Annotated in this window: 16 protein-coding genes and 1 pseudogene; 12 read left to right on the top strand and 5 right to left on the bottom strand. The window is 48.6% G+C overall.

Annotation, left to right across the window (positions count from 1 at the left end):
- Positions 1–53 precede the first annotated feature (53 nt).
- The 12 genes and pseudogenes from B5M06_RS14705 to B5M06_RS14655 all read left to right on the top strand — a co-directional run bounded on the left by B5M06_RS14705 (position 54) and on the right by B5M06_RS14655 (position 9939).
- Positions 54–464, top strand: a complete 411-nt coding sequence (locus B5M06_RS14705; RefSeq protein WP_054067880.1) for a hypothetical protein — start codon at positions 54–56, stop codon at positions 462–464.
- Positions 461–817 carry a M15 family metallopeptidase gene (locus B5M06_RS14700; RefSeq protein WP_205245391.1) on the top strand — a complete coding sequence of 119 codons (357 nt, stop codon included), beginning with the start codon at positions 461–463 and terminating at the stop codon, positions 815–817. Before B5M06_RS14705 ends, B5M06_RS14700 begins: the two co-directional genes overlap by 4 nt.
- Complete coding sequence (locus tag B5M06_RS14695) at positions 814–1308, top strand: hypothetical protein (RefSeq protein WP_054067867.1); 495 nt, start codon at positions 814–816, stop codon at positions 1306–1308. Before B5M06_RS14700 ends, B5M06_RS14695 begins: the two co-directional genes overlap by 4 nt.
- Before the next feature lie 406 nt (positions 1309–1714).
- Positions 1715–2220, top strand: a pseudogene (locus B5M06_RS17740) (tyrosine-type recombinase/integrase); the annotation flags it as partial.
- A 30-nt stretch (positions 2221–2250) separates the two neighbouring features.
- The gene (locus tag B5M06_RS14690; RefSeq protein ID WP_420809986.1) at positions 2251–2997 is read left to right on the top strand and encodes a tyrosine-type recombinase/integrase; all 747 of its coding nucleotides are present in this window, start codon (positions 2251–2253) and stop codon (positions 2995–2997) included.
- A 171-nt stretch (positions 2998–3168) separates the two neighbouring features.
- Positions 3169–3762 (top strand): hypothetical protein, encoded by a 594-nt coding sequence (locus tag B5M06_RS14685; protein WP_054067868.1) that lies wholly within the window; start codon positions 3169–3171, stop codon positions 3760–3762.
- Positions 3763–3781: 19 nt separating this feature from the next.
- On the top strand, positions 3782–4735 hold the full coding sequence (locus B5M06_RS14680; protein WP_080025285.1) for a helix-turn-helix transcriptional regulator: 954 nt from the start codon (positions 3782–3784) through the stop codon (positions 4733–4735).
- A 49-nt stretch (positions 4736–4784) separates the two neighbouring features.
- On the top strand, positions 4785–6347 hold the full coding sequence (locus B5M06_RS14675) for a hypothetical protein (protein ID WP_054067871.1): 1563 nt from the start codon (positions 4785–4787) through the stop codon (positions 6345–6347).
- A 12-nt stretch (positions 6348–6359) separates the two neighbouring features.
- On the top strand, positions 6360–6935 hold the full coding sequence (locus tag B5M06_RS14670) for a hypothetical protein (RefSeq protein WP_162781740.1): 576 nt from the start codon (positions 6360–6362) through the stop codon (positions 6933–6935).
- Between the two features lie 16 nt (positions 6936–6951).
- Positions 6952–7950, top strand: a complete 999-nt coding sequence (locus tag B5M06_RS14665; RefSeq protein WP_054067882.1) for a hypothetical protein — start codon at positions 6952–6954, stop codon at positions 7948–7950.
- Between the two features lie 68 nt (positions 7951–8018).
- Positions 8019–8279: a YkgJ family cysteine cluster protein gene (locus tag B5M06_RS14660; protein WP_080025283.1), complete on the top strand. Its 261-nt coding sequence runs from the start codon at positions 8019–8021 to the stop codon at positions 8277–8279.
- Positions 8280–8755: 476 nt separating this feature from the next.
- Positions 8756–9939 (top strand): IS3 family transposase gene (locus tag B5M06_RS14655; protein WP_114145219.1). Its coding sequence is split into 2 segments (ribosomal slippage): positions 8756–9032 and positions 9032–9939, totalling 1185 coding nucleotides; the frame shifts between segments, so codons are not numbered across the junction.
- A 291-nt stretch (positions 9940–10230) separates the two neighbouring features.
- Here B5M06_RS14655 and bcsG read toward each other — a convergent pair.
- The 5 genes from bcsG to B5M06_RS14630 all read right to left on the bottom strand — a co-directional run bounded on the left by bcsG (position 10231) and on the right by B5M06_RS14630 (position 20743).
- A complete protein-coding gene (gene bcsG, locus B5M06_RS14650; protein WP_080025282.1) occupies positions 10231–11796 on the bottom strand; it encodes a cellulose biosynthesis protein BcsG in 1566 nt (521 codons plus the stop codon).
- A gap of 16 nt (positions 11797–11812) precedes the next feature.
- Entirely contained in the window at positions 11813–14386 is a 2574-nt protein-coding gene (gene bcsA, locus B5M06_RS14645) for a UDP-forming cellulose synthase catalytic subunit (protein ID WP_077344965.1), read from the bottom strand.
- On the bottom strand, positions 14383–15135 hold the full coding sequence (locus B5M06_RS14640; protein WP_077344966.1) for a cellulose synthase operon protein YhjQ/BcsQ: 753 nt from the start codon (positions 15133–15135) through the stop codon (positions 14383–14385). Before B5M06_RS14640 ends, bcsA begins: the two co-directional genes overlap by 4 nt.
- A 154-nt stretch (positions 15136–15289) precedes the next feature.
- On the bottom strand, positions 15290–17017 hold the full coding sequence (locus B5M06_RS14635) for a BcsE family c-di-GMP-binding protein (RefSeq protein WP_080025281.1): 1728 nt from the start codon (positions 17015–17017) through the stop codon (positions 15290–15292).
- A 3-nt stretch (positions 17018–17020) separates the two neighbouring features.
- Positions 17021–20743, bottom strand: a complete 3723-nt coding sequence (locus B5M06_RS14630; protein WP_054066375.1) for a cellulose synthase subunit BcsC-related outer membrane protein — start codon at positions 20741–20743, stop codon at positions 17021–17023.
- Positions 20744–20782 lie beyond the last annotated feature (39 nt).

Genomic DNA, 20782 nt, shown 5'->3' with positions numbered 1-20782 from the left:
TCTTTTATCCACGCCCCGCATTGCCGGGGCTTTTTCATTTCAGAAAGATGAACATGGAACCAACATCAAGCGCAGCCGGTGGCGTCATCGGCTGGAAGCTGCTGGCCTGGGCCTTTGGGGTGGGAGGTGTCGCTGCGGGCCTGGCCACGATCGTCGTCATGTGCATGACAACGCCGCGCAGCATGCGCGAATGGGCAGTGGCGCTGATCAGCACGCTGGTGTCCAGCTTGTCGCTGGGCTCGCTTGTCGTCCTCTGGCTCGACGTGCACGAAGAACTGCTGGTGCCGGACCCGACTGCAAACATGCTGGCCATGGTGGCTATCGGCGGGATCATGTTCGCCTGTGGACTGCCCGGCTGGGCCATTGTGCGCATGGCATTCACAGCGATTGCAAAACGGGAAGGGCGTGACCTGGTGGACGTGATCCAAGAGCTGCGCAGCGTGAAGAAAGGTGGTGACGCATGAGCACTCTGACACTCGGCCAGAAGCAGCGCCTGTTTGCAAAGCTGGTGGCGCAGCTGATCCAGTACGCCTACGCGCAGGGCTATGAGCTGACGCTTGGGGATGCATACCGCGACCCACGTGTGCACGGTGACGTGGGCGTGAAGAAGTCGTACAGCTCTGCAAACTCTGTGCACAAGCAGCGCTTAGCAATTGACCTGAACCTTTTCAAAGATGGCCAGTATCTGACGACCACAGAAGCCCATAAGCCTTTGGGCGAATACTGGAAGTCGCTGCACCCGCTGTGCCGCTGGGGCGGGGACTTCAGCACGCCGGATGGCAATCACTACAGCATGGCGCACGAGGGGCGGGCATGACTACGAAGCTCAAGCTGATCTGGGCCGCCGTTCTGGCGGCTTTGCTTTTTGGGGCTGGGTGGGTGAGCAATGGCTGGCGGCTGTCTGGGCAGATCGAAGCCATCAAGCACAGCCAGACCCAAGTCCAACTCAACAACGTCACAGCCGTGGCCCATGACCTGGCCGACACACACGGGAGATTTGTCGATGCACTGCAGCAATTTCAAACCACACAGCAAGCCAACCAGCTGGCGCAGCAAGATCTCAATCGTGTGCTGCTTGATCTTCGCGGTGTTACTTCAGGGCTGCATGGCGACTTCGCCGCTCTGCCCGGACGTATCGAGCGCGCAAGCCAAGCAACCCTCGGTCAGTACGCCGCCACCTGCACAGCCGTATTCGAAGCAATGGCAGCAGGAGGTTCAAAACTGGCAGAAGCTGGTGCAGGAATCGCGGCAAAAGCTGATGGGCACGCAGCTGATGTCAGACTGATGCAGGATGCATGGCCCAAATAAGTAACCCCCTCTGGCCTTCGGGTTGGAGGGGGATTTTTTGCGTTTGTATGCCGTCACTAACAATTACAATTTACCCGCTGTCTGCATGATGCGGACGCAGGTTCGAGTGAGATTGGGGAAATTGAAGTAGCACAAGCTTGTCTGTCGTTGTGCTGCTTTGTGGATGCTTTGAGGTGAAATCACACCGATTTCACACGGGCGGTGCTAAGTGCTTGTTATTGTTTGACTGCACGCGGGTTCAATTCCCGCCAGCTCCACCACCCACCCATCCAAAGGGGTTCAATGAAGTTCATTGAACCCCTTTTTCTTTTGATAAATCAATGACTTAGCGTCTTATGTTGTCTAAGGTGATCTAGTCACTGCCAATGCTTGGTGGGGGAACGAGTGGGGGAACAAAGCGGGGGTAATGGTAAATTTACCCCCGTTGTTCCCCCACTTCCCTCTGTGGAAGGGCTTTCTAAAGAGGATTTGTTCCCCCGGCGCTAAAAGAGAGAGATATGCAGATTCGGGAGGTCTGTATCTGGAGGTTAGCCCTGCAGGATCTCGTCGTTGGTTCTGGAAGTATCGCAAGGATGGTAAAGAGGGTCGCCTAGCTTTGGGCAGCTACCCCCAGGTCAGTCTTACGGCTGCACGCAGAGCGCGTGACGCGGCAAGGCTTCAAAAAGCGGAGGGTGTCGATCCGGCCAAAGCCAGGAAAGTTGAAAAGCTGGTCAACCCTACCGGCGTTGGCAGTACCTTCAAGGCCGTAGCGCTTGAATGGCACGGCAAGCAGGTTGCTCGCTGGAGTCCCAGCCATGCTAAGCGAATGCTCAGCCAGCTGGAAAGAGACCTTTTCCTTGGATTGGCGATCGAGAGATGTCTGAAATCCAGCCGATGGAGCTGTTGGCTGTTCTGCAAAAAGTTGAAGCCCGAGGTGCTATTGAGACAGCTGACAGAGCACTCATGCTGTGTCGCCAAATTTGGCGTTACTGGCTCCCAACTGCCAGCAATGCACAGAGAGACATCACGGAAGGCTTGAAAGCGCGGCTGACACCATATCGAGGCACCAACTTCCCTGCGATAGTTGAGCCAGAGCGCTTTGGTGATCTGCTAAGAGCCATGTATGCCTATAAAGGCGGGCCATTTGTTCGCACTGCCTTGCTGCTAGCGCCTTTGCTTTACCAGCGTCCAGGCAATTTGCGAACAATGGAATGGGCTGAGTTGGATTTGGATGCAGCCCTTTGGACTATTCCTAGCGCCAAGATGAAGCGCACCGTTGAAGAAAAAGAAAAGGGAGAGCCGCATGTTGTTCCACTGCCGAAGCAAGCAGTAGCGCTACTGCGCGAACTTTTGCCACTGAGTGGGCGTGGGCAGTATGTTTTCCCAGGACAGAGAGATCACGATCGCCCAATGTCAGACAATTCGGTACGCACTGCTTTGTACAGCTTGGGCTATGGCGATGAGCAAAGTTGGCATGGATTCCGCGCCAGCGCTAGAACGATGATGGTTGACCAGCTTGACCTCGATCCACTTGCTATCGAGGCCAATCTGGCCCACGCAGTCAAAGACTCGAACGGTCGAAGTTACAACCGAACAAAGTATTTAGCAAAAAGATTTGAACAAATACAGCAGTGGGCTGATTACCTTGATCAATTGCGTATGGCTAGCAATGTGCCTGAACGAGCAAAACTTCGTCTCGCTGCTGAGTAGTTGGCAGTAAGGGGGCATAGTCAACCTCCTCACCTGCACCTGCACCTGCACCTGCACCTGCACCTGCACCTGCACCTGCATCTGCACTAAGACTGCATCATCGACACAGCCTGTCGCTATCAATTCTTAAAGTTTGTCTTCAATTCAGCTTTAGTATTGAAGGCAGCATGTATGTCTACTAACTACGTAGTGATTCGTAACCCCCATGCACTATTGAGTGAATTGCATGTGCGTGAGTGCGAACTGAACCTTCGGTTAAGCCAAGAAGCATCAAAAGCACTTTGCCACTATGGCCCCCACATCCTGGGTCTTGATAGCGCAGATCCGCTGGATGCAGATTTCATCGCTTTGTACTATCAACTGGCACTGCGTCGCATCGATCAGTTCAAGCAAATAATTTCAGAACGCGCTTCCTATTTGAATGCTTCCAAGGCTGTGCAAGACACGTTGCGCCTAATAGGGGTGCGCACGGAATTGCAATGCGATTTGGGTGATGTACTTAGCCTTAATAACGCTAGCAAAAAAGAGGTATTGGCGCAGCAGATCAGTATGGCATTGCTTCATTTGATGGTTTGTAGCAACTCGCTGCAGCATCAGGTGACTGAGCTAGTTAGAGCCTTAGAAGCATGGATGAATGCCGAAGCTGTGAGTGCTGAACAGGTAGTGAGTCACAACCAACTTGATTCACACAAGCCAGCTTGGCGTATTGAAATTCTGGGTGCGACACAACCTGTCTCAAAAGCCACTTATAGTTACATTCATTGAATTACTTCCCTGCTCTTGAATGTCTGCTTCAACCTCGGCTAGCTCAGCATCAAAAGGCGAAAAACTTGCACAGCGCTTGTCTCAAATTCTTGCGCGCCTGCACCAAGGTGATGCAGTTGACAAGCACCAACTTGCACAAGATTTTCAAGTGGATGTGCGCACCATTGAACGCGACCTTGGCGAGCGTCTGTGCGGGATCGTTGAGCGAAGTGCCGATGGTCAGTGGCAGCTGACGCGCACAGCGAGAAGCAGTATTCCAGCCAAGCACCTGCATGGCTATGCACGTATGTCGGGGACGGAGCACTTGTTTCCGGATAGCAGCTTGCGCTACCTGTTGGAACAACTTCATACCCCGGAACAGCAGCGCACAACGCATGTGCAGGCCATCGCACATGAAGACTTGCGTCCGCGTACGCAAGAGTTTATGCAACTCCAAACTGCCATCGAGCAAAAACATACATGCAGTTTTAGTTATAAGGGCAAAGCACGCAATGTGCAGCCCTACAAGCTAATCCACAAAAACGGCGTTTGGTACTTGGCAGCGGAAGAAGGTTCAAAGCTGAAAAATTTCAGCATTGGCTTGATCGAAAACTTACTGGTAGACCAAGGCAGTTTCTTTGTACAAAAGAGCAACCACAAGGAATATATCGACGCCAAGGACGACGTTTGGTTTACTGAAGAGACCACGGAAGTCCTGTTGCGTGTGGCCCCAGAGGCGGCGTATTACTTTATTCGTCGCCCGTTGCTACCTCAACAGCAGCAACGGCAAGATCGTGACGGTTCGTTGCTAGTTACCACACATATCAATCACATCGACCAGCTGCTACCTGTGGTGCGGTATTGGTTGCCACATGTGCGGATTGTTCAGCCTGCGGAATGGCACGAGAACCTGTTGTCGAGCTTACGACATGCACTATTTCACTGGGAGTCTAGTGCGTCTCAGTCTTTAAAAACAAACGCATATCAAGACTGAAAACTGGTTTCAAAAACCTCAGTAAGCAGCGTCATATGAAGGAGGCAGGGTGAATAACGAAAATTCCGATAAAAAGAAGACCGTAGATATTCAACACGGTAGCCAAAGAGAAATGGAGCGAGTCGGTGTGAGCATGGCTGGTAGCGAGACAGTTTCTCGCTACGGCAGTGCGAACGCTGAGTTCGTTAAAGGCTACACAGGGATGGACAACGAAACCGGTCAAAAGATGGCTAAGGGGTTGTCTGAAGTCTCTAAGCATAAGCTCAACAGCGATCCCGTTGAAGCAGCAAAGAACATCAAGCAACAAGCGGGTTTTTCTGCAGAAATCGCCTCTACCAGCCGTGACAATGCAAAGGCCATCATCGAGCGATCAGAGCAACGTACTTGGCGTAGTGACGATTTGCCGGAATATGGCAGAAATCATAATGTTGTAGATCGTGTGCAAGTGTTGAATGGCGAGATTATTGAGGGTAGCCAGTCACAGATGAAATTTGTGGGTGATCGCAATCAACTCTTTGAGCGTATCGCTAAGGAGGATGGCAAATTTGCACGTTACCGAGGCATAAAGTTGGAGTTGCCATCAGAGCAATTCGAGGGTGCGGCAGAATATTGCCAGAAACAGGCAAGCGAGTTGCGCGAGCAAGCACTTAAAGTTGAGAGTGCTGGAAAGCCTCAGGTGGCTGCAGAATTAAGAGCAAAAGCCGACAACTATGAGCAGCTTGCAGAGAACGTCCGTGATAGTGGGCTCACGACTGACGAAGCGCTTTTTTATCGTAAGCACCCCGAGCTGGCTACGGCACTAGATATCGCGCGCACCAGCCATGGTGCAGGGGTTGAAGCAGCTAAATATGGTGCAGCAGTTGGTGCATGCATTTCAACGCTGCGAAATATTTTTGAATGCGCTCAAGGTAAAAAGGATATTAAGGATGCCATGGTGTCTGTTGCCTCCGACACAGGCAAGGCAGCTACGCTAGGTTACACCACTGGATTTGCTGGATCAGCCATTAAGGGAACGCTGCAACAGTCCAGCAGTGGCACATTACGAGCGCTTTCAGCCACAAACGCTCCAGCACTTGCGGTGAGCATCTGCCTTTCCTTGGGAAGCTCAGTTAAACGCTATGTGACAGGCGAAATCACGGAGGCTGACCTGCTTATAGAAGTGGGTGAAAAAGGCTCAGGAATGCTCTCAGGGGGCATGCTGGCTGCCCTAGGTCAAATCGCCATACCTATTCCAGTTGTTGGTGCCGCTATTGGTGGAATGATTGGCTACGCGATGTCGTCGCTTTTTTATCAGAGCGCACTAGATGCAGCACGTGGAGCAGAGCTTTCCGCACAAATGCTCAAACGCACGCAAGCGATTGAGAAAGCGGCTCGCGAGCGTCTTGCATCAGAGCAAGCACAGCTTGATGCTTTTTTGGAAAAAGAAATCCCAGAACTACAGAGCCGCACGGAAGTTCTAGGTGCATTGCTTAGTTCAACTGCAAACGTTAGCGCAGACGAGATTTCCGGCGCTATCAATGAGTTTGCTGAATTATTAGGACAGAAGCTGCAATTTCAAAATATGCAAGAGTTCGAAAATTTCATGCTTAGCTCTGATTCTTTAAAAATTTAAACAGTCTTTAACTTGAGAGGAGATACTTTGTTTGCAAGCTTAATTGAAGAATCAAAGAAAAAAGAGCTTTTAACGATCGCACGCCTTATTAATATATTTGATTTGCCGCTTTTATGGGATGGCAAATCTGAAAAAGAACGAAATGGTGAATGCGATCTTAGGAGAATTGCTTTTAATGTATCTGAAAACCACAAGATAAATTGGAGTAATTTCATTAAGGAATACGAAAAAAACTCATTCCTAAATAGTTATATGGAAGATGAGTTGCTTGCTGAAATCGGCAAGTTAAAGCTTAATTCGCAAAATAACGTTGAAAAGCGCTTTGAGATAGCAGAAAAAATTCTGAAAGAAGAAATTATCAAGGATAGGCATAATAATTCTAAAGAAATGCAGCAATCGAGAATTATTCTTTTTGAGGTGATGCGTTCTATTTTCATGATTAGTGGTTTAACGGACTTAAAAAGAAGGCTCTTGCAAATTATTAGTATAGCTTACAAGATAGATGGTGAGGATTTTAATGAATTACTCGCGCAAGCTACTTCATTGCATAAAGAAATGAAACGAACCATCAATCTAGTACTTGAATAAAGAAAGGAAAATTATTATGGCAGTACCTTTAATTCTTGGCGCAGTGGCTGCGGGAACGGCTCTCTATGGTGCGTACAAAGGCGTCAGTGGTGCAATCGACCAAAGCAATGCGAGTGACATCAATAAAGAGGCCAGCGCAATTGTCGATAAGGCCAATCGAGAGGTTGACATTCAGCGCCAATCCACCTCCGACATTTTGGAAGAGTATGGCAAGCGCAAGCTACGTGCTTTCGAAAGCGTGATTGAAGACTTTCTGATGACATTCGGACGCTTGAAAAACGTCGAGTTAGTCGGCTCTCCCGAACTCGAGAAACTGAAAATGGACGATTTCTCGAATAAAACTTTGGCTGGCTTGCGCGGTGACTATCAAGCTCTAAAAGATGCTGGACTGGGTCTCGGTGCAGGTGTTTCAAGCGGAGCTGCACTAGCATTTGGCGCATACAACGGTACTATGATGCTAGCCACCGCCAGCACAGGTACAGCTATTTCGTCGCTGGGTGGCGCAGCAGCAACTAACGCCACATTGGCATGGCTGGGTGGAGGATCGCTTGCGGCAGGAGGGGGTGGTATGGCCCTAGGTACGATGGTGCTGGGAGGTATTGTTGCGGGCCCTGCATTGGCAATTTTTGGCCACATTATGGGCAATAAGGGAGAAGAAGCGCTGAATAATGCGCGAAGCAACCTAGAGCAAGCTAAAACGATCCAAGAGGAAGCCAAGCTCGTGGTGACCTCTCTTGATGCCATCGAACAAGTAACGATTCTGGCAGATACTACATTCAGCAGGCTCAACCGTGAACTTCGTCGCGCAGTACAGTCGCTTGATGATGTGATCGACACCTATGGTGAAGACTTCGAGGCATTTACCCAAGACTCCCGTGAAGTTGTGTTCAAAACCGTAAAGTATGCCCAGTTGATCAAAGCGATGATTGATACACCGATTTTGGATACAGACGGCAAACTCGTGCTTTCCACACAAAAGCGAGTGACTGAAATCGCGAAAGCGATCAACGCCTGAGCATTGGCACTTCAGCAAGCAGTTGAGCGTTTGATAGCTTCCCTGCTTGCTTCAACCCAAACACATCCGTGAGTCAGAAATTCCCATGTACTGAGTGCGGCAGATGCTGCCAAAATGTTAACTTATCCGATGAAACTATTTTTTTAGATCGAGGTGATGGAACATGTAGGTACTTTGAAGAGACCACAAAGCACTGCTCTATTTACCTAAAGCGTCCAGATATATGTCGGGTTGATGTTCAGTTTCATAATCGTTTCTACAAGATTTATACATGGGATGAATATGTAAATATAAACTTAAAAATGTGTGAAATTCTTGATGAAAAATAGTTGTATATATAATAATATATATTTGGATGCATTTTATTTTTCTAGATTTTATTAGTGCCCGCTAATTATTAAAAATAAGAAATCCATAAATGTATTATTTGTGTTTTGTATAGAAATTAATTGCAAGAATGGTCGGGGATTAATTAATTACAATATTGAGATTAGTTAGTTCATTATTCGTTTCTTTTTCAAAATTTGAATTTCCAATTCAAATTTAAACCCATTACTAAATTAATTTAGTGTTAGATTTAAATTAATTCAATATAATATTGACTTCTCTAAATAACTGCTTTGTGAAAAGCAGCAGGCATTGATGGTGTGAAGTCGACGGGCAGCAATCGCTGCGGACCTGGCAGCGACCTGATGAAAGGCAGCGGCAGGATGTGAGCTGCAAAATGCGAAGGCTCCTGCAGTGAAGTTGCCCCTAGAAATGGGAGTTCTTAGCTTTGTCCAAAATGTAGACAAGGAGCTAAGAAATGGTGGCAAAGCAAGTACGTGCGGCATACACGCAGGAATTTAGGTTGAAGGCTGTGCGCTTGGTGCAAAGCGGGCAGTCTCAGATGCAGGTGTGCCAGACGCTGGGCATCCCCAAGGCCAGCTTGGGCAGTTGGGTGCGACAAGTAAAAGCAGGTACTCTGAAGCTTGGGGTTGCCGATGGTGCAAGCAAGGTCACGCCGGAGCAAATGGAGATAAGCCGTCTGCGAGCCGAAGTTACACGCCTGCGAATGGAGCGTGACATCGCAAAAAAAGCGGCGGCGTACTTCGCGCAGGACGTGCTGCGAGGTATGCCTGGATCGACCAAATGAAGAACGTCTATCCAATCGCTGTTTCTTGCCATGTTCTGCAAGTGAGCAGCAGTGGTTACTTCCGATTCAGACGCAACGGTGGTGAGGTATCACGCTTGTGTAGCGATGAACTGGCCCTAGCCCACATACGTGCCATTCATGCACAGGTTAAAGGCGAATACGGCTGGCCTCGCATGCACAAAGAGCTGCAAGCCAAAGGGCTGCGCATTGGCAAAGAGCGGGTTCGTAAGCTGATGGCAAGTCATGGCATACGAGCTAAAACCAAGCGCAAGTTCATCGTGACCACAGACAGCAAGCACAGTCTGCCTGTAGCTCCAGACTTGGTGCAACGGCGTTTTACGCCACAGGCCCCTAACCAGCTTCTGTGTGGAGATATCACTTACATCCAGACCGATGAAGGCTGGTTGTACTTGGCTGCAGTGATTGACATGTTCAGCCGTCAGGTGGTGGGCTGGAGCCTGCAGCCCCACATGCAAAGCAGCTTGGTTAAAGATGCCATGGCAATGGCTTGGTGGCGAAGGCGGCCCGAGCCAGGGGCCATCTTCCACAGCGATAGGGGAGCCCAATATTGCAGCCAGAACTTCCAAGCTGCGTTAGCAGGCTGGGGCCTACGCTCGTCCATGAGCCGCAAAGGCAATTGCTGGGACAACTCGCCCATCGAAAGCTTCTGGGGTCGATTGAAGACCGCTTGCGTGCATGGGCAGCGCTTCGCTACTCGGGAGCAAGCAAGGCAGGCCATCATGAACTGGATGGCCTTCTACAATTGCCGCAGATTGCATTCGAGCTTGGGCTATCTCAGCCCTATGCAATACGAGAAACGCTGGTACGAGGCACAGCGCAAAAAGGCCGCGTAAGCAGGGAGCTAAGAACTCCACAAAGCAGGGGCAACATCACGATCGCCGCTGTCCGTGTACCGTGAGTTGTTAATCAGCTCACCCCAACACTCCACCCTCGTTCATTAAACCTAGGGGTGTTGCACTTGGGTCTTGAATCCGCCGGGCAACCTCAGTTCCCTAAGAGCCAGACCGATGCCTTTATATAAGCTGACTCAGCGCAGCCTTTAAATCTCAGGCTGCGCTGGGGTTGCACACACAAAAGCAGTTCACTGAATATGAGTGTGCTCAAAGATAAGCTCCTTATTTCATTTAGTTGTTGTATTGAACCCAAGTATTGGAGCCGGAAGGACGGACCCAAAAACGTTGGTCATTAGTTTGCATAATGGTGGCAGAAGCACTTTCAGAAACAAACTGAGTTCCTGCAAGCTTTTGTATGCGTGAGGAAAGAGGCGTTGTGGATGCTGTAAACGGGCTATTTGTCAACATGTCGTCAAGTAAGGTGTATAAGTCAAAGTAACTCATCATTTCGTTTACTACGACAGGGTATTTTGGAATTGAAGGTGCATTGATTACATATACCAAGGCTGGGCCTAGTGTGATGTTGGGGGATGGAATCTCTCGTAATCCAGCAATTTGCATCGCATCACCACGAAGATTGGCACCATGTTCTGGTACTAGCACCATAATCGTAGGTCGCCCGCTAGCTTCAACATTTTGTTTGAAATGCTCAAAATCATCGAGCATTTTATTAGCACGTGGTAAATAGGTGTTGAGGCTATCTCTATCGGTACTACTAATGCTGCGCACGCCATCGTGCATGGTAATGCTGTTGTAGTAAAGGGCCGATGGCTTGGAATTTGGTTTTATATTTTCAGCATGCCACTTGGAGAGTACATCGTAGTCTCCGTAAATTAAACTGTTGTCAAAACTGCGCAAGGTGGCTCCTGGGCCAGATGGCAACTCTAATTTCCCGCGTAAGCCACCGCGATCTTCTAGTTCTTTTCCAAAATTATCAAATTTCCCATCGTGGTTAAGCAAGGCATGGGTTTGGAAGCCAGCCGTTTCAAGAGATGGAAAAACGAAACAACTGGCATCAGAGCTGCTATAGAGGTCACTGTGTTTTTGTTGGCCGCAATTTCCGTGCAGAACGCGCAAAGAGGCTGGTCCGCTATAACTGGTTGCCGTATTAAACTGCTTAAAAATGATATTGGCTTTACTAATGAAAGGGTGGTCACTTAATTGAATAAAAGCTAAATCATCCCAAGATAGTGAGCACACATGTAAAAGTATGACATCAAAGTTTTTGACGCTGCTATTATTAAAGCTCAAGTGTTTTAAACGCTCTTTATCAAAAAAATTCTCAAGCTGTGTATTGCTGGCTGAAATGCTGGTTGGCTCAATTAATAGTGTTTCGTCGTGTTCTGTATGTTCTGTATTTGCACGTTGTGCAGCGAAGTTTTGTGGTTCAGGATCGTTATGCCATAATAAAATAGATAAAAAACCCAGCCAAACAAAAGATGCAAAACGGACGCGGCGGCCAAGTACAATATAGACAATCACGCAGATGAGTATGGCTAATAGTATGTAATAGTTCACCATACGTGCTGCCAATTCCAGTAAGTATTCCAGACTGAAGCCGCTAAGCAGCTTTAGTTGTTGGAATGCATAAACTGGATGGGGTAATGGACTTTCACACCAAAGTAAAAATAAAGCAGCAAGGCTGCCAATTATCAAGCGTAGCCGTCGTAGATTTTTGCTTTTGATGGGCCAATATACGTATACGGCAAGTAAAACATTCCAACCGAGTTGCACTTTGAGATAGCCCAAATGGTGCAATACGATGGTGGCTAAGAAATAAAGACTCCAAAAACTCATGATCGTAATGGCTTGCTTACTTAGTGTCCAGTTGTTGAGGTTCTACTGGTTTTATCGGTAGAAATTTTCGTAGTTGATCACCCAGGACATTAAGGATTGATTGGTAATTCAACCAACTAATTTTTAAAATACGCACTATTGTGTCTTTGACGGTGTTCGGCGCTTGAACTTCATTCCAGTGGTCCCAAGCATCCATACGTGCAAAAGTGCATTGCACATATGCAAGTTTTTGCTGGGTGTCCATTTCGAGTAATTCCAAACCTATCATTCCTGTAGCACTATGGTGCATGACACGTGCCGGGAAGGCGTGTTCGATCTGATTGCTATAGAGGCTCACTGAAATTTCAGTTTCTCGGGGTAGGTGTTCCAAGCCTGTGAGTTGTAATCCTAGGCCAGTCATAGAGAAATCGTAACAACGCGCATGAAACACACGGCCATCAGATAGATACAAGCTGGCGGGTAGATCATCTGTAACCCGGTGGGTGTGGCGGACTTGACGTGTTTCGGATGCTACTGCAATTGCGGCACCTAAAATAATTATGCTATATAGGCACCAAATAAGATTGATGATTATGGCAAAGTCTTCATTGCTTTGCGTGAAGAATAATTTCCAGCATCCATAGGAAAATCCAATAACATTTAACCCTGCCAATATTCCGTAAGGAACAGAAATTCGCCAGTCAAAATATGGTTTGTCTATCATGCCTCCTTTGACGGTGACATTGAATTTTCCGAGTTTAGGAGCAAAAAGAGCTATTGTGGTTGGAATTGTAATGTACCAAGCTAAAACAGTCTCATAGACTTCTGCCCATAGTGTATGACGATATTTTCCTTGGATTCGTCCATTTGCAATGTTTGATTGAAGTATATAGGGTATTACATACAAAAGAAGAACTGTCGATAAAGTAGAGATGACACTGAGGTCGAATAATAAGAATGCTAAAGGCGCGGTTAAAAAAATCAAGCGGGGAATGCCAAATAAAAAATGAAGCATTGCATTTCCGTAGCATATTCTTTGAAATATGGAGAGGCCTTTCCCAAGGAATGGATTGTCAAGTCTAAATATTTGAGTCATACCTCTAGCCCAACGAATACGCTGCCCAATGTGGGCAGACAGGCTTTCTGTCGCTAGACCCGCAGCTAAGGTTTTATTGATATAAGCAGTGCGCCAGCCTAAGCGATGTAGCTTGAGTGCAGTATGTGCGTCTTCGGTGACCGTTTCGACTGCAATGCCGCCGATTTCATCCAGTGCGGTACGACGAATGACTGCACAAGAGCCGCAAAAGAATGTCGCATTCCAAAGGTCATTTCCATCTTGAACCAACCCATAAAACAAAGCGCCTTCGTTGGGAACCTTCTTGAAGGAGCGAAGGTTCCGCTCAAATGGATCTGGTGAAAAAAAGTGGTGTGGTGTTTGGACTAAAGCGCATCGGGTATCACGATAAAGCCATCCACATGTTTCTTTGAGGAAGCTTTTTACAGGGATGTGGTCACAGTCAAAAATTGCAATTAATGAGCCATTGGTGACTGTCATTGCATGATTTAAGTTACCTGCTTTGGCATGATTATTGTTGGTGCGTGTGATATAGCCAACGCCGAGTTCTTTTGCTAATGCTTGAAAGCTTTCTCTTTTACCATCATCTAAAATATAGACATTAATTTTATCTTTAGGCCAATCTAGTCCCATAGCAGCTAAAACAGTCGGCTGCACAACGCTCAATGGTTCGTTATAGGTTGGGATATAAACATCTACACTGGGCCACAGAGACTGGTCTTCAGGTAATGGTAGAGGCTTTCTTTTGAGAGGCCATGCGGATTGTATAAAACCCAGTACAACGACCAGCCATGTATACGCTTCGGCAGCAAGCAGACTGTATCCTAAAAATGCTTCTAAAAAAGTATCAAAGTCCAGGGTGTTATTAATTCGCCACCAAGCATAGCGGCACATGCTGATGAGACTCAGTGATGCTAAAGCGAGAGAGGCAAAACGGCCATTAATATGTAAAAGAATAATCGATATAGCCCATACAATCAGCATAAAAATGCCTTGATTGATAGCGCTTAAGGGAGTCGTCATGATCTCCCAAAGAATCAATAATCCAGCTGAAAAAATGAGCCAAGGCACACTGCGGTGCAATTGAATGGATTGTTGAGTGACTGCATCGACTTGAACGCCTATGCGTTGATGATCGATTTTTTTACCAAATAGGCTTAGCCAATACATGGCTTGGTTGATAGGCCATGAAAGTATCAACCACAGAATTTTTATCAAGCGAGTGAGTAAATATTTTATGGCGTGAAACAAGTAGCTGAAAAACCGCTGAGCCTGGCGGGTATAGGCTGTATTTGGGCTGGGTATGAACCAAAGCCGCAAGAACCACATCCATACAGGTGCCGATGGTTGAATCTGCAGGCTCTTAGCTAGCCATAGCGCTAAATTTGGAACCTGTTCAGGCTGAAAATCTTTCCAAGGCGTGCGCGGGTTATGTATCCAAAAAAGACGAAGCAGCCAGCTGCTTGGATTTTCTGGATGTTTTACCCGCATCTGGTTGGCAAACCAGGTGGTCCATTGATGATGCCAATGCATCATAAGCAGGTCTCCTTGCTGTCTGGTGTATCCAGCAATTTCATGAGGTGGTGGCTCACGCCATGTAAGTCATGAGCGACCTGTGCTTGTGGGTAGCACTCATGGACAGGGATGCCTTGTGCCATGCTGAGTGCCAGGTGCTCGTCCTCATGAATCGTGTCGATTAAAAATGAATCAGGCCATGTACGCATCATCTGCGATAGCGCATCTTTTTGACTAGGGCGGCGAACATCGTATCTATTGGCTAAGATTCGCAGGGTACACGGCCTACTTTCACATTTGCTGAGTTCGCGGAGCATGTGTTGCAGTTGCTGCTGAGCATAGGCTTGCGCACGGGTGCAGACGATAAGTACATCCGTCAGAGGCAAAAGATCAGGGGCATAGGTGGCTAGGTTTTGCCCAACATCGACGACACAGACGTGGTCTGATGTGGATAGTAGCTGATAGAGGGATGTTGGCACCGTCGTTGTGTGCATTGCATGGGGTGCCCCATGAGGCAGTAGGTGCAGACCATTCGGCGCTTGCAAAACTGCTGATTGCCAACTATCACTGTCTTCGCGTTGTGGTGGTGAAGTGGTCCAGCCGGACTCAGGAATTTCCGCTAAGCCTAACGCGAGGGCTAAACCATTATTCATGCAGAAATCTATGGCCAAGCTTGGGCGGCCCATTTGCTGAAATAGGTGTGCACAGTGGGCTGCTGTTGCACTGCAGCCTACACCACCAGCAGATGAGGCAAAAACAATCAGAGGCATGCGTGGTCGATTTATATTTTTTGGGTGAATGGTTTGAGATAAAATTTTCTTCGACTTAATTTTCGTGAAAGATATTTAAATCTATCATTCTTTAAAGAAAGTGCTCCAATGAGCAAACCGAAGCAAATAAAAAATAAGAAATGCAAATATCCCATCATTTTACCTCTTTGTTGCTTTGCACCCACTCGGTACGCTTGTTATGGTATATGTTTTTGTTTTTTGAATTTATAGAAAGAGGAAATTCTTTTTTTATTTCTTCTGTTGAATTAGTATCCTCTTTAATTCTATTTTTTAGAGATAATGCATTTGATTTTTCAAAAATCATTGAATAATCTGGCAAAGAGAGTTTTTGTAAGGAAATTTGCATCTTTATCAGATCGTGATTGATGTCCTCTGTTAGGTGAAAACTTTCTTGACTTTGAAATATGGATTCAATGGGTGATTGAAAAATCCGAGAAAGCACATTGTCCATATCGGCTTCTCGACATGCATATAAAAATATAACAATTTCGCGGGAATAATTTGTGAATAATTCACCAGGTCGACTAATTTTTAGTTGTTGTAATGCCATGGTGTGGGAGACCGTTGGCAGTAAATGCAGGTGTACCAAACTATGACTTAAGTGGGCCCGCAGTGGGTTCTCCAGAAAATTTCGGAGCGTATGGCAGAATTTTTCTGGACTGTGGTAGCCGTATTCTGCAATTGGAGTGAGTGCATCCAGGATTTCATCGACACTCTCCGGAACTTTTCCATAAAACCATGTATGTTGCAGCTCTGTGAGTCTTCGTACAGTTCGGGAGAATTGACTGCCTTTATATATCACTGTATTAATGCCCAGCTGAGCGAGAGCTTCTTCCGTATGAACGCGCAAATGATCACTGGTTTCTTTGACTGCAATCTTGAAACTAGCTGGATGAGTAATACGGAGACGATGTACCAAGGTCGCTAAGGCCTTTAGGTTGTCTGAGGTGCCTGCATCAATCAGCACCGTAGCTGCAATAGCGGACTGGCATGCTTGCTCCAAGGATTCCCAGTTGGGCAAAACTATCCAGTTGGGAGGGAGTAATCGAATTCCCGGAACACAGGCTTGCGTCGTATATACCGTGGAAAGATCTGCAGCCACGATCGTTTGTTGGCTGTCGTGCATATAGACCATGCTGCCATTCGCGCGAAGCCTAGGAGATGCTTCGTGTTCCGGCTCTAAACCATAGCGGGTTTGAAAAACGGCACCCTGTGCGCTGTTCCAGCGGTTGATATGCAGACTGAGACCTTGATGCTCCATTTGCAAAGTTGCTGCATAAGGGAAGGCGTGAGATAAAAAGCTACGCCGCTCCATAGATGGCTGGAAAGCACCGCGGAATAGTAAAAACCAGACGCTGGGCTGCTGGCGTTTTCGAGCCCATTGCCGCAGCAGCCGGTCAAGGTGTGACAGGTGCTCTAAGGCGGTGTAATGAAAAATAGGAAATAAATCTAAGCACAATAGGGCGTGGTTGGGCTTCAAACCGACGGCATTCAAATCGAGTAAAAAATCGAAAAACCCATTGGATTTCGCAATTTTCTGCTGATCGGAATCGCTCAATATCCAAATTTTTAAATGCCCTTTGCGCAGTGCTTGCGCAAAGTCAGGTTGATTGGCAATCGCTTGTGCTTGTTGTGCATCTGGTGCCAAGACTAAGACGGGTGCCTGTACCAGCATTTCACGCAAGACGCTGTATTGCCATATTCGCATGGCTGGAATGTCTTGTCCCCACAAGGCGGTGTTGCATGTGGATGGCAATGCATCCAGCATTTGGGGCAAATTTTCAATTGCCAGAGTGGCTCGTGGAGCACTGGTGGTTACTTTTCGATGCCACAAGTTTTGGAAAAAACGTTTGAGTGACATGGCCTAAAACTCCGAATAGGGCGTAACTTGGCGTGGTTGGTTTTCTAGCAACCGACGCACAGGGTTCAGCGCATAACGCAAATAAATTTGAAACTGGTTCGGTGCGAAGTTTTCCGATCGATCAATACCAAGTTTTGCGCCAATAGCGACATTGTTGTTGAGTTGTCTTTCTATGGCTGCTTGGAGGGCCCAGCTCGTTCCACTACCGCCATTAGAGCTGTAGTAACCGGACTGGTTGGACAGCGCGAGTGGGTGGGCCGCCCCAGGATATAAATCGGAGCGACTGCTCGATGTGTGCGAGACGCTGGCACTCCCTTGCAAACGCCACGTCCACGCTTGAGCACGCCCGGTCCATTCAATGGGTAAAGATAGGGTGACACTGGATTTGGGGCTGTAATAGCCCCCATGGCCCCAGCTGTATTCCGCCAAATTTTTGTTATGTGCCAAATATTGCAAGGTGACGCCAGCATAAATTCGCTGCTTTGCTGCACGCCACATGTCTTTGCCTGTAGAGAGTCTTAGCCGTGTGCGCGTGTTGTGTGCAACATTTTTTCCCGTGATGACTCCGAGAGAAAGATCGGCTGTTTGATCCCAAGCGCCTTGCTGCTGGGTCGCACGCAGTGCTGCAAAGGTATGCACCACGCCACCCCAAACAGCTCCTGTGACAGGGTCCTTGGCTCCTGAATATGACAGCAAGCTGCCAGTGATGGGCCTACGGCCGAGGGTTAAGCGCCAGTCAGTCGTTGGTGTTTTTGCAATCTCAAAGCGTGCGCCACCCACGACATTGGTCACGGGCATACCGAGCCCGGTTAAACCAATATCCCAGTCATAACGGTCACCCTGAAACCCGAGGCCCGCATTAAAACCGTTGGTTTTGCTGTGCATTGGACCTTGATATGCATTGGGGAGCAGGCCGGAGGCCGTTGCAGCGCCAATTTGTCCATAGTCTTGGGATTGGATGTCGCTGGTGCTGAGTGTGCCTGCATCCAGTGCAAGACGGTCTACGTGTAAGAAGTGGTGACCGTCTAACTCAGGACTGGCTTTCCAAGCCACCATGGGTATTTCCCAGCCTTTTAAGGCAGAGATGCCGGCGGTGCCACTTTTGCTCAGGCGCTGGGCTGCAATTTCAACCCACGATTGCCTGCGCGCTTCCACCGCTTGGTATTCTTCCCAAACGCCGGCTTGTTGGTTTGCAGGGGCACGTTGCAGCGCCGGGCTATGTGCTACGGTTGAAAAAGCCTCTGATGCTTGCTGGTACTGGCGTTGATTGAGCGCTAAGCGTCCTTGGTGGAGCAGTACCTCATTGGGATCTGCTTCAGGGTTGCTTTGTAGTTGGGCCAGCAAGTTTTGTGCTTTTTGTGGCTGATCCAGCCGTTGCCACAAACGTACCAAAGCAAGCTGTTGCCAAGGGGGCTGGCGCATGGCGGTTGCTTCCGCATGCTGCGCCAGCGCGGTAGCAGACGTCAGCTGGCCTGTACGGGCATAAGCGTTGGCCGTGTCCAGCGTCAACACAAAGTCATGAGGCTGCTTTTCTAATGCACTTTGCAGCAAAGGCAGCGCGGCAGACCAGTCTTGTGCGGCTGCCAGCAAGCGCCCCCGCACCGCCAAAGTGTGGCCTTGATCAACATGGGGTAAAAACGTATCTCTAGCCAGATTGGCTGCTTGTATTGGGTGCCCATCGGAGAGCAGGGTGGCAATACGTTGTTCTGCTTGGCGTGCGTACAAATCCAGCAGCTCCTGCTGTTGGGGTTGAGACAATGCGTCTTGCTGCTCCTTCAAGGAGTGCAGCAGAGGCATCAAGGCAGGATTCTCTTGGGGAGCGGCACTCAGCGCTTGGGCATACGCGAGTTGCATGGCAAGTGGTAGCGGGTGTTGACGACCTTCAATGTGCTTCCACATCGCTAATGCTTGGTCGTTATAGCCTGCTCGCTGCCAAATATTGGCCAACTGTGCTTGTGTCTGCACATCTTGCACTTGTATGGAAAGAGCCCACGCTCGTTCTAAAGCGGCTTCTTGTTTTTCTGTGTTTTCGGCTGTTATCGCTTGCTGTATCAGCGTATTTAGCTGCATTTCTGAGAGCAGCTGCTGCATGGATGAACTGCGCTGGGTCTCAGGTATGTGGGTGAGGTCTGATGCAGCCTCAGACCATTGGTCTTGTGCGGCTCGAATCAGGGCACGCGCATAGCGCATCTCGTTGGCATCTGGAGTCAGGGTAATGCCATCATCCATGGTGCTGTTGGCCAAGGCAGGTTCATTCATGGCCAGATAGAGCCGAGCAAGCTGGTGGCGCAGCCATGGGTTTTGTGGCGTTAATTGCAGTGCCTGCTCAAGCAGGCGCAACGCGGGGGCTTGCTTGTTTTGGGCCAGCAAGAGCTGCGCTTGCCCTTGGCGAATCTCTGCTTGCAGAGCGTTTGCATCGCTATCTGTTGGGGGCAGCTGCGCGGCATATTCCTTCAATACTTGGCTTGCTGCATCCCATTGCTGCTGTTTGATGAGCATCTGCACCAGTTGATTCAGTGCAGGCAGGTATATGGGTACCTGTTTCAAAGCAGCTTGATATGTATCTTGTGCCAGCTGGTACTTGCCTTCGAGGTTCAGCGCTTGCGCTTGCAAGGTCATGGCCTGCGCATGGTGGCTGTCGATGGCTAGAATTTGCTGCGCAATGGCACGCATGACCACCGTATCTTGGCGGGAGACGGCGGCATCTGCTTGTTGCAATAACGAGTTGATGTGCGCCGTATTCGCGAGGCGCTTCCAATGGGGTGCTTTGTCAAAGTGATAGGCTTTTTCAAAAGCTTCTTGGGCGGCTGCGTATTGTGTTTTGCGCGATGCGATATATCCCAGCAAACCCCAACCTTCTGCGTCATTGGGCTGGATGCTTAGAATTTTTTGGGCTTGGGCTTGGGCTTCATCGAGCCGAAGGTTGTCTAAGGCTTGATTGCCTTTGCGTTTTGCAACGTTCAGCGGCGATTGCTCAATACGTTCAGCTTGGGCGCGCTGTCGCCGTGATTCTGCAAGGTACGCTTGCATCGATTCGTCTTGGGGAAAACGGTTCAAAAAAGCTTGTGCTGTTTCTGGCACGGCCTCCCACGGTAGCTTGTGCAGCGCCCAGCGCCAAAGGTCTTTGGCGGTGTGGTCGCCTGATGGCGCTGCGACGGCGAGGCGTTCTATCTCACGCAACAAGGTGCTAGACGGTGGTGCTGCCTCCAGCTGCCTTTGAATCCATAAATATTTGTATTGCACATTTTGTGTGCGTGCATATTCCTCTTGAAGGGCAGCATCTAGTTTGGGATTGGGGCCTGGTGCTGTCGCCAAAGCACGGTAGTAATCGAGCTGGAAGTTACCCAACGCCAAAGGCCCTTCAGGAAATAGTTTGCGTGCTAAGGCCGTGGCTTCTGCCGTGCGACCCGATTGCGTAAACAAGCGCATTTGCGTGAGCTCTTGTTGTGCTTGGGGGGTGTAGAGCTTGAGTAAAGCCTGCAGTTGCGCAATTGCCTGGGGATTGGCGTTTTGGGACTGCAGCTTTTGTAAGAGTTGCTGGGCTTCTGCCTTTTTGTCCTCTTGCAAGGCAATACTGGCCAGCGTAGCTATGCCCCACGCAGAATTGGGCTCAATGAGCAATAACTTATTGACTTGTTGGCGCGCTAAATCCGTGCGGTATTGGCTTTGCCAGAGCTGTGCATTGCGCATTATTTCGCGCTCTGCATCACTGTTGGTTTGGACCATCCCGAATGCGGTATGAACGCACGAGCTTGCCAGTAAGCT

The organism is Comamonas kerstersii (genome assembly GCF_002056725.1).
Lineage (GTDB): Bacteria > Pseudomonadota > Gammaproteobacteria > Burkholderiales > Burkholderiaceae_C > Comamonas > Comamonas kerstersii.
This window is presented reverse-complemented; position numbering and strand designations above follow the sequence as displayed.